Origin of the sequence: Leptolyngbya sp. AN02str, from assembly GCF_050565595.1 — a bacterium.
Taxonomy (GTDB): domain Bacteria; phylum Cyanobacteriota; class Cyanobacteriia; order Elainellales; family Elainellaceae; genus Kaiparowitsia.
In genome coordinates this window covers 43775-64032 of the sequence record NZ_JBNXVR010000011.1, presented here as the reverse complement: position 1 = coordinate 64032, position 20258 = coordinate 43775, and the positions used below count along the sequence as shown (strand labels likewise).

At 49.9% G+C, this 20258-nt stretch carries 11 protein-coding genes; 7 read left to right on the top strand and 4 right to left on the bottom strand.

Annotated features, from left to right (window positions below):
• Positions 1-51: 51 nt before the first annotated feature.
• Both ACQ4M4_RS10640 and ACQ4M4_RS10635 read right to left on the bottom strand, forming a co-directional pair.
• On the bottom strand, positions 52-1206 hold the full coding sequence (locus tag ACQ4M4_RS10640) for a tetratricopeptide repeat protein (protein ID WP_430684479.1): 1155 nt from the start codon (positions 1204-1206) through the stop codon (positions 52-54).
• A 591-nt stretch (positions 1207-1797) separates the two neighbouring features.
• Positions 1798-2751, bottom strand: a complete 954-nt coding sequence (locus tag ACQ4M4_RS10635) for a helix-turn-helix transcriptional regulator (RefSeq protein ID WP_430684478.1) — start codon at positions 2749-2751, stop codon at positions 1798-1800.
• Positions 2752-3607: 856 nt separating this feature from the next.
• On the opposite strand from ACQ4M4_RS10635, the gene ACQ4M4_RS10630 reads away from it, so the two are divergent.
• Entirely contained in the window at positions 3608-10852 is a 7245-nt protein-coding gene (locus tag ACQ4M4_RS10630) for a PAS domain S-box protein (RefSeq protein WP_430684477.1), read from the top strand.
• 270 nt (positions 10853-11122) lie between these two features.
• Here the strand turns inward: ACQ4M4_RS10630 and ACQ4M4_RS10625 are convergent, their stop codons facing one another.
• Complete coding sequence (locus tag ACQ4M4_RS10625) at positions 11123-14878, bottom strand: EAL domain-containing protein (protein WP_430684476.1); 3756 nt, start codon at positions 14876-14878, stop codon at positions 11123-11125.
• A 637-nt stretch (positions 14879-15515) separates the two neighbouring features.
• The gene (locus ACQ4M4_RS10620) at positions 15516-16769 is read right to left on the bottom strand and encodes an RNA polymerase sigma factor (RefSeq protein WP_430684475.1); all 1254 of its coding nucleotides are present in this window, start codon (positions 16767-16769) and stop codon (positions 15516-15518) included.
• 182 nt (positions 16770-16951) lie between these two features.
• On the opposite strand from ACQ4M4_RS10620, the gene ACQ4M4_RS10615 reads away from it, so the two are divergent.
• From ACQ4M4_RS10615 to ACQ4M4_RS10590, 6 genes are all read left to right on the top strand, one after another.
• Positions 16952-17308 carry a YciI family protein gene (locus ACQ4M4_RS10615; RefSeq protein WP_430684474.1) on the top strand — a complete coding sequence of 119 codons (357 nt, stop codon included), beginning with the start codon at positions 16952-16954 and terminating at the stop codon, positions 17306-17308.
• Between the two features lie 51 nt (positions 17309-17359).
• Positions 17360-17803, top strand: coding sequence for a YybH family protein (locus ACQ4M4_RS10610; RefSeq protein ID WP_430684473.1), 444 nt, complete (start codon positions 17360-17362; stop codon positions 17801-17803).
• 32 nt (positions 17804-17835) lie between these two features.
• Complete coding sequence (locus ACQ4M4_RS10605) at positions 17836-18270, top strand: VOC family protein (protein WP_430684472.1); 435 nt, start codon at positions 17836-17838, stop codon at positions 18268-18270.
• 98 nt (positions 18271-18368) lie between these two features.
• Positions 18369-18803: a VOC family protein gene (locus ACQ4M4_RS10600; RefSeq protein ID WP_430684471.1), complete on the top strand. Its 435-nt coding sequence runs from the start codon at positions 18369-18371 to the stop codon at positions 18801-18803.
• Positions 18804-18840: 37 nt separating this feature from the next.
• The gene (locus ACQ4M4_RS10595) at positions 18841-19569 is read left to right on the top strand and encodes a DUF899 domain-containing protein (protein WP_430684470.1); all 729 of its coding nucleotides are present in this window, start codon (positions 18841-18843) and stop codon (positions 19567-19569) included.
• Between the two features lie 102 nt (positions 19570-19671).
• Positions 19672-20184 carry a DUF1579 domain-containing protein gene (locus ACQ4M4_RS10590; protein ID WP_430684469.1) on the top strand — a complete coding sequence of 171 codons (513 nt, stop codon included), beginning with the start codon at positions 19672-19674 and terminating at the stop codon, positions 20182-20184.
• Positions 20185-20258 lie beyond the last annotated feature (74 nt).

Genomic DNA, 20258 nt, shown 5'->3' with positions numbered 1-20258 from the left:
GCAAGATGGAATGCTTGATGCCCTCGACACGCTCACGTCAGCGATAACGGTTCATCGACGAAAGAGCCAACCCCGCGTGCGCACAGGAGGCCCCTGTTCAAGCATCCAATGATTGACAGGATTCAGCATCACATACACCACGCCAACGCTCACGATTAATCCAAAGATTCCAGCACTCACAAGAGACAACTGTTTGGCTGTTTTGGATGCCCGTTCGGCGGCACTCAATTCACCGTTGCGATAATGCCGTTTCACCTGAGCGGCATAGACAAGCGCGACAATTCCCAAAGGAGGAAACAGCGCAGTTGTAGCGAGAATGGCAAGGCCCCAGTAACTGGGTGGACAAGGATTTTCGTCATACAATCGGTAGCTTTGCTCCCATTCGGGATAGCCGCGATCGCCCACTCGGCCAATCATCCGAAAGTGGCGAATACCGTTGATTTTGAGAGATTGGAGATGATGGCGCAGTTGGTTTGCCATTTTGAAATAGTTGACTGCCGCGCCCAAAGCCCGATGAATGATGATGTCGATATCGTTGCCGTGAACGTGAGCCTCGATGGTGAGGTCGTCGGTCTTTAGAGCAGTTTGTAAGGTTTGCGCCAGGTGCAAATCGCGCGATTCTTTGCGGGCGGCAAGGAGTCGTTTGCGGGCAGGCTCTAGGCTTAAATCGTTGATTAAGGCCAGTTCCCAGTCTTTGATGGCACCGAGGCGATCGCCTAGTTCTTGACGAACATTGCCTCGATGTAAGTAGGCATCGGCTAAGTTTGGGTTGGCGGTGAGTGCCCGATCAAAATCGGCAAGGGCCTCGACATAGCGATGCTGATTGGCATGCAGTAACGCTCGGTTGTAGCTGGCTTCGGCATAGCCCGGTCGGTAATGCAGAGCGAGGGCCCAATCGGCAAGGGCACCCACTTCGTCGCCGTGTTGATAGCGCATCAGGCCACGATTGCCGTAGGCTTTGGCACAGGTGGGGTTGCGGGCGATCGCCGCATCAAAATCTGTTATCGCTTGAGAAATTTGCTCATTGCGCCAATGGACTAACCCTCGCATCACCAGGACATGGGTGGGGTCCGAGTGGTGAGGCAGGGCTTTCGAAAAGTGAGCGATCGCACGGGGATACGCCGCTCTACGCATATTGGCGAGTCCTTGACGAAACCACCAGTTTGCAATCCAACGCCGAACCCAGGCCTGTGGAGCAATGTTCATGGGAAAAAATGGTGAATGCGCGAGAGGGAGCTTTTCTCTTTATAACTGCACTTTTCCAAAAAGGGCAGCATCGCTCCTGACAAAGCACCCATTGTCTTTCCCATCACCCACCTTCATTAGACCTCTTGCGTGAATTGGTGTGTGGCAGTGCCACACACCAATTCACGCCTTCAAAAATGCATTGATGCAAGAAGTCCATTGGGCTAGGAGTGACACGATTCAATCATGGGATGCGAGCTACGCTCATATCCCATGATTGCTAGACTTACAATCGTTTGTGAGCCTTGCGATAATCTATTGCAGGCCATAAAAATCCACATGAAGCGAACAATCTCGTCTCGATGAATTAACAATTCTGGCAAGTAGCTTCTCAAAACGAGGTCAATTGCTTCTGCTAAAGTGCCTTGGCTTTGTGCGTGACTGCAAACAAACGGATCAAGTTTTTGAATTAACTCATATTGGACTTACGCATTGGTGTTGTGGGTAGGGTGCGAAGCACCCTACCCACAACACCAACACACCAGATTTAGTGGGCTTGCATAAGTCCTGTTCTACATAAAGCTCCGGCCACTTTAATGGATTTGTCGAAAATCAGCTTTCAGATTCTTGCGCTTCCAAATTGTCAAAATCTTGCCCCTGCGATCGCATCACTTTTGGCGAAATTCCAAACACCCGTTCAAACTGCTGAGTCAAATGACTATGGCTGCTAAAGCCGCATTCCTGGGCAATTTGGGCCAGAGTTAAATGCCGATATTGAAGTAACTGTTTTGCCTTTTCTAGCCGCTGTTGAATAATGTATTGATGAAGCGAAACTCCCACAGATTGCTTAAACGCTCGACAAAAATAATACTCACTCAAACCAACCAACGCAGCTAAATCTACCAGGCGAATATCTTGCTCCAAAAAATCGTGAATATAGCTGATCACAGTTTGTAAACGCTGCGCTGATAAACCCTGTAACGCTGGCTTGCGCAAAATCGAACAGACCGAATGATAGCTAACGATACGAGCAGCCAACGCCGTAGCGATCGAATCTCGATACAAATGTCCCGAAGGACATCCATGCTCCAAATCACTTTTCAGCAACCATCCCAACTGAGATAACACAATATCTTCCGTATTGTGCTTGGGAATGAGTTCAACCAAGCCACCTTTAGCGAGATCCGACGCCACCTGCTCAACAAACTTAGGATGCAAAAATACAACCGTTAAAATAATGTCTCGATCCCACACGGCCCAATGATTGAAGTTTGCAGGAATGAGGCCACTGGCTCCATTGCCAAACATGCCATCATACGAGCGATCGTCTAATCTCGCTTCAATTTTTGCCTGACTGTTAAAGCTCCAAATGGGCAGGACATGGTGCTGGGTTGCGTATTCAGGCACTTCATGCGCCGGATGAGGTTCGTAATGCAAGACCAAAATGTTGCGATCGTCTGTATCCCAGCTGTTTAACGCGGGGGCGCAGGGTAAGGCTTGGTGCACTTCTTCCAAATCAGTGGGATCAATGATCAACGGTTGTCCATTCGACTGTCCATTTGGCATATGGCAGTTCCCTCTCTCGCCTATCACCGACCGAGGATAGCTCAATCTTGAGAAGCTTTGATGAACTTCTGATATTTCGTAAACACGCGGCCTCTCATCGATTGAGATGCATGTGAGATGTAGGTAAGATGCATCCCACCAGGTCATGATTTTGGGGAGGGCAGGCCAAGCCCACACCCCAAAAATCATGCAGCCAATGTAAGAGTGCATCAAAGCAGATGGTTGATGAAAGGGGCAGCCAAAACTGGGTGAGCCACCTGGACCATGCACCGCATCAAACATCACAGAAGCCGTGGTCAAAACCCGTTTTGCCCGCAGCGAATCTACAGCGATGCCTAACCGAGGCATAAACCAGCGGTATGGTTGTGTGCGATCGCATCTCAGCGCAATCGTACACAACCAGCGCGAACCAATCAAAGACCCACCTATTCCTTTTGGATGTATTGCATGGATGCTAGTGAACGGGAAGAACAAGCAACCTCTGTCTGAGGTCATTGATTTGGTGGGACTGAACCGCTTGAGGCTGGCTAGCAACCTGTCAAAATCTGCCAAAAGCTATCGTGGGCATAGCTTATTGAACATCATGAACGGCCCAGACTGATTTTGCAGATGGATCGCACCTATTGGGAGCCAGATATGGTTAAAGCTAGATAATCCAAAGTTTTGATAATCTACGGGAATCCACCTGTTTGTCTTGGGCACTTATGGTATTAGGCACTGAATAGTTTGGGCGTTTAGGATTGGGCAGTTGGGAGTAGAGACTAAGAGGGGGGCATGGATAAACGGCTCATCGATAGAAAATCCCTACCCGTTTACGCGAGATTGAGTTGAGTTTAGCTCGAAGGAGATAGTACGGATGAGCAGTGCAGAGACGCCACACGATCGCGGCACTCCCAATGGTGGTAATACTGGCAATTCCAGCTCCCGATTGGGGGCATCCTGGAGCAATTTGGCGCACACGATGGCCCAGCGCATCCGTCAGGCTCGTGATGTAACCCAAATGCTACACACAACGGTTGGCGAAGTGCAGCGGTTGTTGCAGGGCGATCGCGCGTTCATCTATCAGTTCAATGCCGAAGGGTCCGGCACGATTGTTGTCGAGGCCGTATCCGAACCTCAATGGTCGCTGATGGAGCAGACCGCCGATGATCCTGGGGTTTACCTAAGCGGGCTCATCGCAAAGGAGGATCAACCCTACTGGGCGATCGCCGATGTGGCCACCGCCACCTTACCTCAGGGCCACGCCGAAGCTTTCGCCAGACTCCACGTTCAGGCCACTTTCATCAGCCCCATCTTTAGCAGTGAAGGTCTGTGGGGACTACTCATCGTTCACCACTGCCAAGCCGCGCGATCGTGGCAGCCATTCGAAATAGAAGGACTGCAACTGCTGACCCTACACGTTGGAATTGCCATTGATCAGGCTGCGTTAATTGAGCAATTGCAAACCGCCAAGGCAGCTTTGCAAACCGACGTGACCAACCGAACTCGCGAACTCGAAACAACCAACACCCAACTGTGTGAGGAAATTCAGCGCTACAAGCAAACCGCAGCCGAACTGCTAGAAGAACAGAACCAGGTTCGGCGGCTGGCCGCAATCGTTGAATCTTCCCAAAACGCCATCATTAGCCTCACGGTAGACGGCATCATTACCAGTTGGAACCCGGCCGCAGAAGCCCTATTTGGCTATCCCGCAACAGAAGCCATTGGCCAACCGTTCAAGATGCTCATTCCTCCACAGCATCAACCAGAAGCCGAGAACATTCAGGCCAGAGTCAACCAGGGCCAACGCTTAGAAACCTACGAAACCCAACGCTTTACTAAAGATCAGCGCTTGATTGATGTCTCCATTACAATGTCGCCCGTGATTGATCCAGATGGGCACGTCATTGGCACGTCAAAAATCATTCAGGACATTCGCACGCGCAAGCAGGAAGAGCGCTTACGCCACCAAGCAGAAGCCTCGCTCCAGGCCAGCCAGCATCGCTTCCAGTCGTTTATGAACCATGTGCCTGCTGCAACCTGGATCGCAGATGCGGAGGGCATTATCAACTATGCCAATCCAGCCTGGTTAGCGTTTGTTGGTCTCACCGAGCAAACGGCCTTTGGCGCATCGTTAGCTTCCCTTTTCCCCACAGAAATTGCTCAAGAGTACCTGCGCAACAACCAACAGGTTCTGGACTCGGGCGAGGTGCTAGAAGCCCTAGAGAGCGCCGTATCGATGGATGGAGAGCCTCATACGTTTCTGAGTCGCAAGTTTCCGATTTATGACCAGCAGGGTCATGTGGCGATCGGTGGCATTGGCATTGATGTAACTGCTCGCCAAAAAATCGAAGCAGCCCTGGAAGAAAGTGAGCGGCGTTTGCAACTGGCTCTCGAAGGTTCGGGAGATGGCCTGTGGGATTGGAACCTTCAAACCGGGGAGGTGTTCTTTAATCCTCGCATGTGTGAGCTGTTGGGATTTCAACCGGGAGAATTACACCCCAATGCTGAGATCTGGGAGCAGATTAGCCATCCGGATGATTGGCCCTGGGTTGCCGATCGCTTGCAAGCCCACCTAGCCGATTCCTCCGTTCCGTACCAGTTTGACTACCGAGTTCGCACCCAATCGGGCGAATGGAGGTGGATGACCAACTACGGGAAGGTGGTTGCCCGCAATGAACAGGGCCAACCGTTGCGCATGGCAGGCACCCATCGAGATATTAGCGATCGCAAAGCTGCCGAAGCCCTTCTGCAACAGCAAGCCGCGACTCTCCGCATCTTTTACGAAACATCGCCACTGATGATGGGAGTGGTAGAGTTATCCGACCACGATATTTTCCATACGTTCCATAACCCGGCTACGTTGGCCTTTTTTGGGGTGACTCCTGAAACCCTAGACCACCGATGGGCTAGCGAGATTGGGGTACCGCCAGAGTACATTCGCCAGTGGATGCAATACTACCATCAGAGCCAAGCTAGTCAGCAGCCGGTTCAGTTTACCTATGAACACATCACACCAACTCACCATGCTTGGTTATCGGTTGTGGTCTCCCACATTGGGGTTGCCGAAAGTGGGCGATCGCAGTTTTCCTACATCGTGCAGGACATTACCGCCAACAAACAGCTTGAATCGGAACGCCAGCGGGCAGATGCGCTGGAACTGAAAGCGAAAGAAGTTAGCGGAGAACTCAAACTGCTAGAACAAATTCTTGACGTTAGTTTTGCAGGCTATTGGGATTGGGATATTCCCAACGAGTACGCATATTTGAGTCCTGGCTTTAAACGCATGTTTGGCTATGAAACCCATGAGCTGCCCAATTCTCCCAAAGTCTGGGAAGCGCTGCTCTTGCCGGAAGACTTACTCAGGGTGAATGAGCAGTTGGAACAGCACTTTCAAAGCCGTGGAGCAACCCGGTACTACAACGAAGTGCGCTATCGCCACAAAAATGGATCGATTGTTTGGGTGATTTGCTCTGGGCAGGTGATTGAGTGGGATGATGCGGGGAATCCGCTGCGCATGATTGGTTGCCACATTAACATTACCGAGCGAAAGAAGACAGAAGCCGCGCTTCAAGCGAGTGAAACAACCAACCGGGCATTAATTCAGGCGGTTCCCGACTTTTTGATGCGGATGCGGCAGGATGGTGTGCAGCTTCAAATCATTAACCCAGGCAACGTACACCGATTGTGGCCCAAGAATGGAGCCCAGCTTGAGACGGCTTCAATTTTTGATATATTGCCTGCGGATATTGCTCAAGAGCGGGTGCACCTGGCTCAACAGGCGATCGCCACGGGCGAAACTCAGTGGCAAGAATACGAGTTCAATGACCAAGGCCAGATCTTTTACGAAGAAGCGTGCATTACCCGCCTTTGGGACAATGAAGTTTTGGTTGTGGTGCGCGACATTACCGAGCGCAAACAAGCCGCGCTAGAACTGAAGTGGACTAAAGAGCAGCTTGAACTTGTGCTGCAAGCCTCATCAGAAGGCTTTTGGGACTGGAACCTGTTGACCCATGAAATTTACTTCTCGCCGCAGTGGAAAGCCATGCTGGGCTATGCCGATCATGAGCTGGAAAACAGCCTTGAAATGTGGGCATCGCTCATTTACGAGGAGGATCGGGCGGCAGCTCTCCAACTGACAGAAGCCTACAACAGTGGCAAAGTCGATCACTTTACAACCATTCAACGGTTTCACCATAAGGACGGATCAACGGTCTACGTGCTGTCGCGGGCGCTGCACCTCAAAGATGCAGCGGGCAGGGTGATTCGCATGGTGGGCAGCCACCTGGATATTACAGAAAACAAGCGCCAAGAGCTTGCCCTACAAGCCAGCGAGGCTCGATATCGCAACATTATTGAAACGGCGATGGAAGGCGTTTGGATGCTCGATGCCGAGCACCGAACGACATTTGTGAATCCTCGAATGGCAGCTTTGATAGGGTACGACGTGGAAGATATGCTGGGTCAGCCTGTCTTTGCTTTTATGACGCAAGCAAACCGAGACTTGGCCCAGGCTCACCTGCACCACAATCATCAGAGCTTGTCCGGACAGTACGAATTTGAATTTGAGCGGCGGGATGGTTCGGCGCTATGGGTGTTGGTGTCTGCCAGTCCTTTGTTGGATGCGATGGGGCAGTATGCTGGGGCGATCGCCATGATGACGGATATCAGCGATCGCAAACGCATGGAAGATGAACGCAGAGAAGCGATTGAAAGACTGCGGAAGAGTGAAGCTGCTTTGGCCGAGGCTCAGGCAATGGTTCATTTGGGCAACTGGGAGCTAGATGTCGCCACACAACACATTACCTGGTCAAATGAAATGTTCCGCATGTTTGGCTTTGATCCTCACAATCCAGAGCCAGGCTATGCCGAACATTTTAATTACATTCACCCCGATGATCGCGATCACCTACAGCAGGTTCTAGAACGCGCCACCCGCGAGGGAATGCCCTACGAGATTGAACTTAGAACCCTCAAAAAAGATGGCACGCTGGGCTATATCGAAGCCCGGGGAAAAGCCAGATTCAATGACCAGGGACAGATCGAAAAACTATTTGGCACCGCGCTCGATATTACCGATCGCAAAGTTGCTGAAGTGGCCTTGGCCATTTCACAAAAGCGATTTCAGAATCTGATTGAAAATTCTCCCGATATTATTGAACGCTTTGACCTAAATCTGCGCCATCTCTACGTTAGCCCTGTTTTAACCCGCCTCACCGGCTTATCTCCTGATGTCTTTTTTGGGAAGACCTGTCAAGAGTTGGATATGGATGAGGGCATGATTACTGCCTGGGAAGCGGCAGCAGCCCGCTTACTTGAAACGGGGCAAAAACAAATCATTGAGTTTGAAACCCCCACGCTAGAAGGCGATCGCTGTTTTGAAATGGCGATCGTTCCCGAATATTCCGCCCAGGGTGAGATTGAGTCGATTTTGTGTATCTCGCGGGATATTACCGAGCGCAAACAGGCAGAACACATTGTTCGCCAGAGCGAAGAACGGTTTCGACAAATTGCCGAAACCATTCAAGATGTCTTCTTCATCAACACACCCGATGTTCAGCAAGTCGATTATGTCAGTCTCGCCTATGAAACGATTTGGGGGCGATCGCGTGAGAGCCTGTACCAAAATCCTGCTTCCTGGCTGGAAAGCATTCATCCTGACGATCGGCCCTGGGTAACAGCCGATTTGCAACAGCAAATCATAGGAGAACCGTTTCAAAAGGAATATCGCATCATTCGGCCCGATGGCTCCATTCGCTGGATTTTGAGCCGAACGTTTCCCACATTTGATGAGAAAGGAAACGTAAAAAGCACCATTGGCCTAGCCTCAGATATTACCGAGCGCAAACAGGCAGAAATGGCTTTACAGAAAAGTGAAGCCCGCTTCCGCATATTGGTAACCCATGCTCCGGTTGGCATTTTTCAAGCGGATGACGATGGGCTGTGCGTATATGTCAATCCCCGTTGGCTGGAGATGACTGGGCTATCATTTGCCGATGCCATAGGCAATGGATGGCAACAGGCTCTGCATCCAGATGATCGGGAGCAAGTTGTCATGGAATGGACACAGTCCACCCAGCTAGGTCGGACTTTTGTGCTGGAATACCGCTTTCAGCGACCCGATGGTACGGTGACATGGGTAGCAGGAAAGGCGATCGCCGTCCACAACGAGGCTGGAGGGATTCATCGCTATTTCGGCACCGTGATGGATATTACCGATCGAAAGTGTGCAGAAGAAGCATTACGAGAGCAAAAAGAAATGTTCCAGGCGATTGTTGACCACATTCCGGTCATGATTGCCCTGTTCAACAGCCAAGGCTCGATTGAGTTAATTAACCCAGAGCTAGAACAAACGCTAGGGTGGAGCTTGGAAGATTGGAAGCAGCACGATATTTTAGTCGAATGCTACCCCGATCCAGCCTATCGCCAAATGGTGCTGGAGCATATGCTGGCAGCAACCGGAGCTTGGAAAGATCTCACCACGCTCAATGCTCAACAGCAGTCCTTAGAAACTTCCTGGGCCAATGTACCGCTTTCGGGTGAGCGGTTTTTAGGAATTGGACAAGACATTAGCGATCGCAAGCGCAAAGAAGTTGCCTTGCAGCAGGCCCGAGAAGCCGCAGAAGCCGCCAACCTGGCCAAAAGTATGTTTCTCGCCAACATGAGTCACGAACTGCGAACGCCGCTGAATGTCATTCTAGGATTCGCTCAAGTCATGACCCATGACCCCACCCTAACTGCCGACCAACTGGACGATCTGTATACCATTCAGCGCAGTGGCGATCATCTCTTAAACCTGATCAACGATATTTTGGATCTTTCCAAAATTGAAGCCGGCCATAGCACTTTAAAGGAAGTTGGGTTTGATCTGGGTGCCCTCTTGCAAGGGCTTCACAGCATGATGCTAGAACGAGCCAGTTCCAAAGGGTTGCAACTCACCTTTGATCTCGCACCAGATACCCCCCAGTTCATCATTGCTGATGAACAAAAGTTGCGTCAGGTATTGCTTAACCTGTTGAGTAACGCCATTAAGTTTACAAAGCAAGGACACGTTACGCTCCGCAATACCTGGCAAGAAGCCCCAACTCATGCTTGCTCTAGGCTCCACTTGCACACACACCACAGCTCAACAATCAGCCAAATACTGCCTGTTGCCTACACGCTACAGTTCGAGGTGATTGATACGGGCATTGGCATTGCCCCCGAAGAACAAGACACCATTTTTGAAGCGTTTGTTCAGGCGGAAGCAGGCAAAAAATCCACCAGCGGGACTGGGTTAGGGTTGGCAATTACCCGTCGGTTGATTGATTTAATGAACGGAACGATCGCGGTACAGAGCGTTCCCAATGTGGGCAGTACGTTTACAGTCACCATAACGGTGTGCGCAACGGATGAGGTACCCATCACTCACGAACCGGGCGATCGCACGGTGATTGGGTTAGCTCCCGGCCAGCCCACCTATCGCATCCTGGTTGTGGATGATCAACGCGAAAATCGGTTGTTAATGGTGCGGTTGTTGACTCGAATCGGCCTACAGGTTCGAGAAGCAACCACAGGGCGAGAGGCCGTTCAACGATGGCAAGATTGGCAGCCCGACCTCATCTGGATGGATATTCGCATGCCAGGAATGAATGGCTACGAAGCAACCCGACAAATCCGTAGCATGGAACAAGATAAAACAACGATCATTCTGGCCCTGACAGCCCAAGCCTCGCAAGACGATCGCGCCCTGGCCTTAGCCGTCGGATGCAACGACTACATCAACAAGCCATTTCGGGAAGAAACAGTTTTCCTCAAACTGTCCGAGCACCTGGGCCTAGACTATGAATATGCAGAGTCGGAACGATCCCACAATTCTTCTACGGTCGATGTTTCAGTCATTCCTCCACCACCCCATCCACTGCTTGATACGGCCTTGCTTGGGCAGCTTTCCCCCACATGGCTGAACCAGCTAGAAAAAGCAACCATGCACGGAAACGATCGCGCAATTATTGAACTTACAGCTCAACTTTCGCCAGAATTTGCCACCTTGGCCACTCAATTAACCGAACTCGCAGACCAGTTCCAATTTGAACAAATTTTGAATTGGATTCATCACGATTTCAGAGACGAAGTTGATTAACATCAGTTTCGGTTAAGGGCTTTTCTCAGGTTTGCGCATCGCACAAACCTGAGAAAAGCCCATTTTTGCGTGCGCGTTGCGTATGCAAAAATGGGCACTTCAGCTTATCCAACTGGACTTGCGCATTGGTGTTGTGGGTAGGGTGCAAAGCACCCTACCCACAACACCAACACACCAGATTTAGGGGGCTTGCGTAAGCCCTGTCCAAAACTCAGGTAGTTTTAGGGTTTGGTTTTTAATGGTGTCAAGGTACTTACTTTGAACGATCTGCTAAACATCTAACGAGCGCACTATGGAAGAAAATCTAGAAACTGTGCGCTGGGTAGCACTGAGATGGCAAATCAACTGCTGAGCCGCATCAGCCGCAATTGGGGCATCAAATAAGTATCCTTGACCCAGTTCACAGCCAAGAAACTTAAGCTGCCTCAACTGTTCGGCTGATTCAATCCCTTCGGCGATCGCATTGATGCCCAACTCATCAGCCAGCTTAATAATAGTGCTAGTCACATTTAAATTTCTAGGGCTATCCAGCAAGTTTGTAATAAACGAGCGATCAATTTTCAAATTATTCACTGGCAGACGATGAAGATAGCTGAGCGATGAAAAACCCGTACCAAAATCATCAATACTAATCTGAATATGCCATGCTCTTAGTTGCTCCAGCACATCGCTAACAATCGCAATATCTTGCATTAGGATACTCTCGGTAATTTCAAGCGCCAAGCTGCTACCTGGCAATCCCGTCTCATGCAAAATATGCTCAATTTGGCTGAGCAAACACGCTTCTCGTAACTGCTTTACCGATAGGTTCACACTGATTTTGAGAGGAAGAGCTGCGGCAAATTGGGTTTGCCAAGTCACCATTTGCTGGCAAGCTTCTTGCAAAATCCATTTCCCCAACGGCACAATCAGCCCTGTTTCCTCGGCAATCGGAATAAACTCAGCAGGAGAAACCATTCCTTTTTGAGGATGTTGCCACCGAACAAGAGCCTCAAACCCGGACAACTGACCGGATGCAAGAGACACGATTGGTTGATAGAACAATGTAAATTGACGGCCTTCGATCGCTTGTCGCAGATCATTTTCTAATTCAAGTTGCCGAATAATTTGAACATGCATGGCTGTGTTGAAAATGGCATAGCAATCTTTGCCTTTTTCTTTGGCGGAGTACATCGCAATGTCGGCATCTCGCAACAAATCCAGACTACTTTTATAGGCTGAAGTTCCCATAACGATGCCAATACTGGCACTCATGACAACTTCGTGGGTACCCAATTCAACGGGCGATCGCAAACATTCCAAAATGCGATCGCTCACCCGAAAAACATCCTGGGGATTTTCCACATCTTCAAGCAAAATCACAAACTCATCTCCACCCAGTCGTGCCGCCAAATCCGTGGGTCGAATAGCGGCCTTAAGCTTTGCCGCAACCATCAATAAAAGTTGATCGCCAGCCAAATGCCCCAGGCTGTCATTGATCATCTTAAAGCGATCTAAATCGACAAACAGAACCGCAAACAAAAATCGAGCATTTTGATCAAGTCGCTCTAAGGCCAGGTTCAACCGTTCCAGCAGCAGCGTCCGATTTGGCAAGCCCGTGAGTAAATCGTGAACAGCATCATACTGAAGCTGCTCCTGAATGCGAACCTTATCTGTAACATCGCGAGAACTCGTTTGTAGATAAACCTGCTGATGGTCATGCATCGTGACAGGTTTTACAAAACTCTCTAGCCAGATATAGTCTCCATTTTTTTTGCGAATTCGGTAGGTAATTGGAGACTCGCGGTTATGAGTAACGGTTTGGCGAATTGCAACTTGAACGATGCGGCGATCATCTGGGTGAAGTAAGTGCAATGGGTTTTTACCCTGCAATTCGCTTGGCTCGAACCCAAGTAACGCTTTACAGGAAGGACTGAGATAGAGAAAACACCCATTGATTTCATGCAAACAAATCAAATCTCGGGTGTTTTCTGCTAACAGGCGAAAGCGTTCTTCGCGATCGCGCAGTGTAATTTCGGCTTGCTGTCGTTCCAGTTCGGCAACCGCTCGTAAAGCAAAAATGTGCAAGATTGTGATGTAGTGACTTTGATCGCCCAAGGGCTTGCTGCTGATAGCACACAGAGTACCTAAGATCTGCCCAACTGCGTTTTTGAGGGCTATGCCAAAATAGCCCTGCGCTTGAATTTTGCTGAGAAATAAATTTTGGGGGAACCGTTGAGCCACTTCCGTGGGGCAGTAATAAATCCCTTGGGTGAGAATAAAGCAGCAGGGAGCATTGTCTGAACTAAAACACAGATTAGTTTGCATTTGGCCTTGCGACCAAAAGGCGAGGGTCTTCATGGTGCCGCCTAAACATTGTTCGGCGATAAAGACATGCTCAACATCTAGGGCGGTTGCAAGATGTTGAACCAGTGTGTAGAAAAACTGTTGCCCTGTAACAGAGGCGGTATTTTCTAAGAGAGTTTTGAGAATTTCTTCGGCGTGCTTGCGATCGCTAATATCTCGTTTGATGACGGCATAGCGATACACCTTGCCAGTTTCATCCCGAATCGGAAATGCCCGATCCGAAATCCAGCGAATACTGCCATCCGCCGTGACAAGGCGATAATCTTCTTGGGTAAAGGAAACACCGTTGAGCTGAGATTGCAGTTTTTGCGAGATGCGGGCGTAATCATCAGGGTGGAGCGATCGCATCCAGCGATGAATATCTTCGAGACCCTGAGGGGCTAAATCTGCATGGAGTCTGGTATACCCTGTGTTGTAGTAGATAACGCGCCCCGTACCCACTTCCTTAAGCAACAATGCATCTTCAATATTGTCTACAATTTGGCGCAGTTGCTCCTCGCTTCGGTGCAAAGACTCTGCCATTTGCTGTCGCTGTACAAGTTGTTTTTCTAATTCATGCTCGTTTTCGATTAAGTCATAAATCAGCTGTCTCAGCGCTTGAGAAAGTTGAGAAATTTCTGGTTGGTAGAGCGAGTTTGGAATTTCTACCGTGCGGTTTCCTTGTCGAATTTGTTCGGCAGCAGAGGCAATGTTGAGGATGGGACGAGTCATGCGTTGAGCCACCCAACAGCCCAGCACTGTAAACCCACTGCTGAGTACTAACCCACCCCAAAGTATTTGTCGGTGAAGATCTCGAATTGGAGCAAAGGCGATCGCAGTATCCACACGCACTAGCACAATCCAGTCCAATCCGGGATAAGTTCGATATCCCTTGCTTTGCGAAAAACTGGTCAAATAAGTTTGCTTGTCCGGCCAACGCTCAATAATGTAGCCATCTTGCCCCGTTCGAGCAAGATCAACGCTGTGCAAGTTTAATGTTTTGCCATCCCATCCAGGTGGCCCCAGCAGCACCGTAGCATTTTTATCCAATACAAAAATTTCTTTCCCATCCGCAACGGGAGTATTTCTCAAAACCGCTTCCACTGCGGAAGCCCATTGCCAGTTCAAGTGTGCACCCAAAACTCCCTGAAATCGCCCCTGGGCATCCACAACAGGGGCCGAGATATCGACAAACCTTAATGGCTCTTCAGAATCGGGAGCCAACAGCTTAGCAAGCAGTACCGCATCGTGAACGTCCCCTACATACGGCCCATAGCGAGCATTCGGAAACCAGGGACGACTAGCAACGTTTTGCCCCTGCAGCAAGCCTTGAGTGCTGACCTGAACCGTGCCATCCGCATCGGCAAAGCCAATCCAAGAGTAGTCTGGATAGGTGGCTTGCAGGGTATCCAGCAGGGCCTGCCTCTCTGCGAGTGGGATTTGTGAGCTGTACAGCGATTGTAGCCCTGCCAAGATCTGCACTTCTCGATAACGCTCAAACATACTTTGATCGAGCGTGTAAGAGAGATCGTGAGATAAATGGACTAGTGTACCACCTACGTTTTTTTCGAGCTGGTATTGGGCCAGCCTCCCGGTTATCCATCCAGAAATGAGCGCGAGTAGAAATGCGATCGCACCAAATGACAAGCCCAGCTGAAATGCCAAACTCAGTTTAGGTCGTCTGAGCAAAAATCGAGTCACGAAGTTGACTAAAGCTTGATATGGCTAAGATGGTATTCCCTTCAGTACACTTTAAAGTCTGGTTATAAGAAACATCTAAAGAACCTCTTGAAAATAACACTCTCAGGGTAATTTAAAGCAACTACAGAATCTATACTCATCAACGGCTTTAGCCGAACATCAGGAAACAAAACTGCTTTTATACTTATGCTCTCGCCAAGGTTAATTTTGTCTTGAATGAATGTTTAAGATGAATCAGGTTGACTTTACATTTCGTGAGATAAGCAGCAACAGTCATGAAGGCAAAAATTGATTGATCGTGACAAAATTTATCTACTGCAAAATTAATAGATACTTAGATAATAAGTGCCAAATTATGAACGTCAATCAATTCATAAATTAATTAAGTTTTTATATATTTAGCACCGGCTTAATTATTTATAAATGATAAATCAAAGATTCGTTGAGGAGCGATCGCCACATCTCAACGAATTAATATGACTAAAGTTTAATGCACAAACTTTAAGCAGCGACCGAATAAAATTATTATCAAAGTACATTTTGCCGCCAATCATCCCCGTACAGACAGGCAACCGGGCTGAACAATCAGACGAATCCTCACATCCACTCAAAAGTTCAGATTGAATGAGGGCAGTCCCTAGGTTTGCACTTGGCGCAATCGCCGTTCTAGAAAGCGACGTTCGCTATCGTTTGTGACTAGTTCCAGCGCCCGCTGATAGTGTTGGGCTGCGTCCTCAAATGCGTTCATGCGGCGTAACAAATCTGCCCGTGTGGCGTGAAAGAGATGGTAGCTATCGAGTTCAACGGCTAACCCATCAATCAGTTCCATGGCAGCCTGAGGACTGCTAGCCATGGCGATCGCCACGGCCCGGTTCAACGACACGATTGGCGAGGGCTGTACCCGTTCCAGCACCTCATACAGTCGCGCAATTTGGGGCCAATCGGTATTTTCGGCATGTGGGGCTTGGCAGTGCAGGGCTGCGATCGCCGCTTGCAGTGCATACCCTCCTGGGCCATCGCGCAAGGCTTCTTCCACCAGGGGCAACGCCTCCGCAATTTGCGAATGATTCCAGAGACGCCGATCCTGATCTTCCAGCAAAATGAGATCGCCTGCCGCATCCAAACGGGCATCTCGCCGCGAATCGTGCAGCAACATCAGCGCCACTAGGGCGGTCACTTCCGCAGGTGGATGGGGAGCCATCAACTGCCGCACCAGTTTTCCCAGGCGAATCGCTTCGGTACACAAATCCGCCCGCAGCATTCCGTCTCCCTTGGTAGCCGCATACCCTTCGTTAAAGATGAGGTAAATCACCTTCAGCACGGCTTCAATACGAGGGGCGATCGCAGCAGTATCTGGCACCTTGTAGGGAATTCCAGCATCTCGAATTTTGCGTTTGGCGCGCACCAACCGTTGAGCCATCGTTGCAGTCGGCACCAAAAACGCGCGGGCAATCTCATCAGTTTCTAGCCCCCCCAGCATTCGCAAGGTCAATCCCACTTGGGTTTCTATGGCCAAGGCTGGATGACAACAGGTAAAAATGAGCCGTAACCGATCGTCTGGAATATCCTCGCGGTCATAGGCGGGGTCTTCGCTGGATGGAATGAGCCCAGAAGCGGCATACCATTCCAGCTTCTCGGTTAGCCGCGTTTTGCGACGCAGGCGATCGATGGCTTTGTAGCGGGCTGTGCGGATAATCCACGCGCGGGGAAGATTGGGAATGCCGCCATCCTGCCATTGTTGGACTGCCGCCGCAAAGGCTTCTTGTGCGGCTTCTTCTGCCACATCAAAATCACCCACCAATCGGATCAGGATGGCGATAATGCTTCCCCATTCTGCACGGTACGTAGAGGCGATCGCTTGAGCGACCTCTGCCGCTGTATTTGAAACCATACTTTACAAAAAAATTTGAACAACCTGTCGATTTCGGCAAGGCCCGTTCGACTCACTTACAACAGAAACAAAGCTTGATCGTATCGAATCCAAAATTTTTCAGCGCAATGTCGATTTGCGCGATCGCAATTCGACTCATTTCTACAGGCACGAATGGATACCCAAAAGATGGAGGCCACCGCATGAAATATTTGCTGTTGATTTACATGAATGAACACGCCTTGAGCGACTCCGAGCGGGAGCACTGCTATGTGGAATCTGCTCAACTCGCCCAACAACTAAATGCCAAGGGGCAATATCTTGCAACGGCTCCGCTACACCCAGTTTCAACAGCAACCAGCGTGCGCGTGCGCGATGGCAAACCCCTGGTAACCGATGGCCCGTTCGCCGAAACCCGCGAACAGTTGGGGGGATTCTTTCTGATCAATGCCCAGGATTTGGATGAAGCGATCGCGATCGCCTCCCAAATTCCAGGGGCCCGAGCTGGCACCGTCGAAATTCGCCCTGTCCTGGAAGTGGCCGGACTTCCAGAGCCTTGAACCCTGCCATTGCATCCCCGAAAACGTGAAATTACGGAAGGAGAAAAATCTATGCCGACAACTCATCCCGTCACCACCCACGAAGCAGAAATTCGTCAACTGATTTCCGATCAGCAGCACGCCATCTGCACCAAAAATGTTGATCAAATCATGGCTCGGTATGCTCCTGAAATCATCATTTTTGATGTCACCCCCCCATTTCAAACCAAAGGTCACAGCGCTGTTCGCCAGCTATGGGAAGATTGCCTACCCTGCTTCCCAGATGCATTTGGCATGGAAACTCGAGACCTGGTGATCACTGCAAACACGAACCTGGCAACGGCCCACTGGCTCTTTCGCTTCATCGGCGAACAAAACCACCCCGCAATGCAACTGTGGATGCGGGCAACCGCCGTGTGCCAGAAAGTTCAAGACACATGGCAAATTGTGCACGAACACATTTCAGTACCCTTTGCGCCCGACACAGCCCAAGCCGTCTTCACCCTCAACCCCTAGAAACCTTCGATCAACCTCCTCCAGGAGCCACCATGAAAATCAATTCTTATCTCATGTTCAACGGAAATTGTGAGGCAGCCTTCAACTTTTACGAGCAATGTCTCGGTGGCAAAATCACCATGATGATGACCCATGCAGAGGCCCCCTCCGCAGACGAGGTTTCGCCGGAATGGCACAACAAAATTATGCACGCCTGTCTTGAATTGGACGGTGGCGGGACTTCTCCCTCAGAGAGCCGCCTCTTGATGGGATCTGACTGCCCTCCCGGATATTTTGAGCCACCCCAAGGATTTTATGTGCAGGTGAGCGTACCCGAGCCTGATGAGGCAGAACGTTTATTTCACGCACTGGCAGAAAACGGCACCATAAAAATGGCGATCGCACAAACCTTTTGGTCTGTTCGCTTTGGCATGTTGGTGGATCAGTTTGGAACGCCCTGGATGATCAACTGCGATCAGGTCAATTAAATTCTCTACAGCATCCTGAACAGCTTCCAGGATTATTTCAACTTTCTGTGTACTAGTTGTTCACTCATTCATCCACAGCATCCACAATAGGAGTAACAATGACGACTCAAATTTTTGTCAACCTACCCGTCGCCAATCTCCAGCACTCGATCGCATTTTTTCAACAACTCGGCTTTCAGTTCAATCCTCAATTCACCGATGAAACAGCAACTTGCATGATTGTTGCCGACAACATTTTTGTGATGCTGTTGACTCATTCAAAGTTTCAAGAATTTACCCCCAACGCCATTTGTGATGCAACCAAGAGTACCGAAGTGCTGACGTGCTTATCCATGGACAGCAAAGAAACAGTGGATGCCATGGTTCGTCACGCGATCGCCGCCGGTGGCAAAACCTACAGTGATCCTCAAGACCACGGATTCATGTATGCTCAAGGGTTTCAAGACTTGGATGGACACATTTGGGAACTGATGTATATGGATCCCAACACCATTCAATCAACGGAAACCGTAGCAGAAGCAACAGGTGTGTGAATACCCAAAAGAATGGAATCGTGAAAGGAGACTCATCATGAATCAAACCACAGTTGCCCATCCAGCCATTGCCAATCGAGATGTATGGCTCACCGCTCGCAAAACGCTACTCGAACACGAAAAAGAATTAACCAAACATCGCGATCGCATTAATGCCGAACGACGCAGGCTTCCCATGGTCAGGCTGGAGAAAGACTACACCTTTGAAGGCCCTAATGGTGCGGTCAAACTCATCGATATGTTTGATAGCTACACGCAACTCATCATCTACCACTTCATGTTTGATCCCAGTTGGGAGAAGGGGTGCATGGGCTGCACAGGCTTTGTCAATGCCTTGGGTGACTTGTCTCTCTTGCATGAGCGCAACACAACTTTAGCACTCGTTTCGCGCGCTCCCCGACCTAAGCTCGCAGCCTATCAAGCGGGCCAAGGCTGGAATCTACCGTGGTATTCCTCCTTTGGCAGTGACTTTAACTACGATTTCCACGTCACGCTCGATGCCACCGTTACCCCCATTGAGTACAACTATCGCAACCAGGCAGAACTAGAGCAATTGCATGGGCCAAATGTGATGCAGGGTGAAAGTCATGGGCTTAGCGTGTTCTTTCGCATCGACAACGATGTGTTTCACACCTATTCAACCTACGCCCGTGGGGTAGAATCGCTCACCGATTCCTACAGTTTGCTGGATATGACACCCTATGGACGACAAGAAGATTTCGAAGATTCGCCCGCTGGCTGGCCCCAAAAGCCAACCTACGGATAAGTCAGCCTGAAGAGTCATCTTCATTGAAGCGCATGTGCGATCGCGATATTAATTTCCAACAAACCACATTGATTGGTCAATGAACCATAAGGAGACAACACCATGGAAACTCAAACTCAACCGGAATCGACTATGCAGGCTCAACCGCAAGCAGAACATCAGTGGTTGCATCAACTGGTCGGTGAGTGGACTTACGAAGCCGAAGTCAAAATGGAAGCGGAGCAACCCAACGAAACCTCAACCGGAGCTGAAACGGTGCGATCGCTCGGTGGACTTTGGGTTTTGGCAGAAGGGCAAGGAGAGATGCCCGGATGTGGCCCTGTCACAACGCTGATGACCCTGGGCTACGACCCGCGCAAACAGCGCTACGTTGGAACCTGGGTTGGCTCAATCATGACAGAACTCTGGCAATATGATGGCGAACTGAACGCCGATCAAACCGTGCTAACGCTCAACTCTGAGGGGCCATCCATGGCAGGCGACGGCACCATGGCCCAGTATCAAGACGTACTCGAATTTAAGAGTCCTGATCACCGAGTGATGACTTCCCATATCTTGAAAGATAATGGCCAGTGGTATCACTTTATGACGGCCAACTACCACCGCAAGTCATAAATAAAACACACATCGTCCATACATGAGCTTGCGCTCCAGACAACAGGCTCAAGAACGAACGGGTATTCAACCTG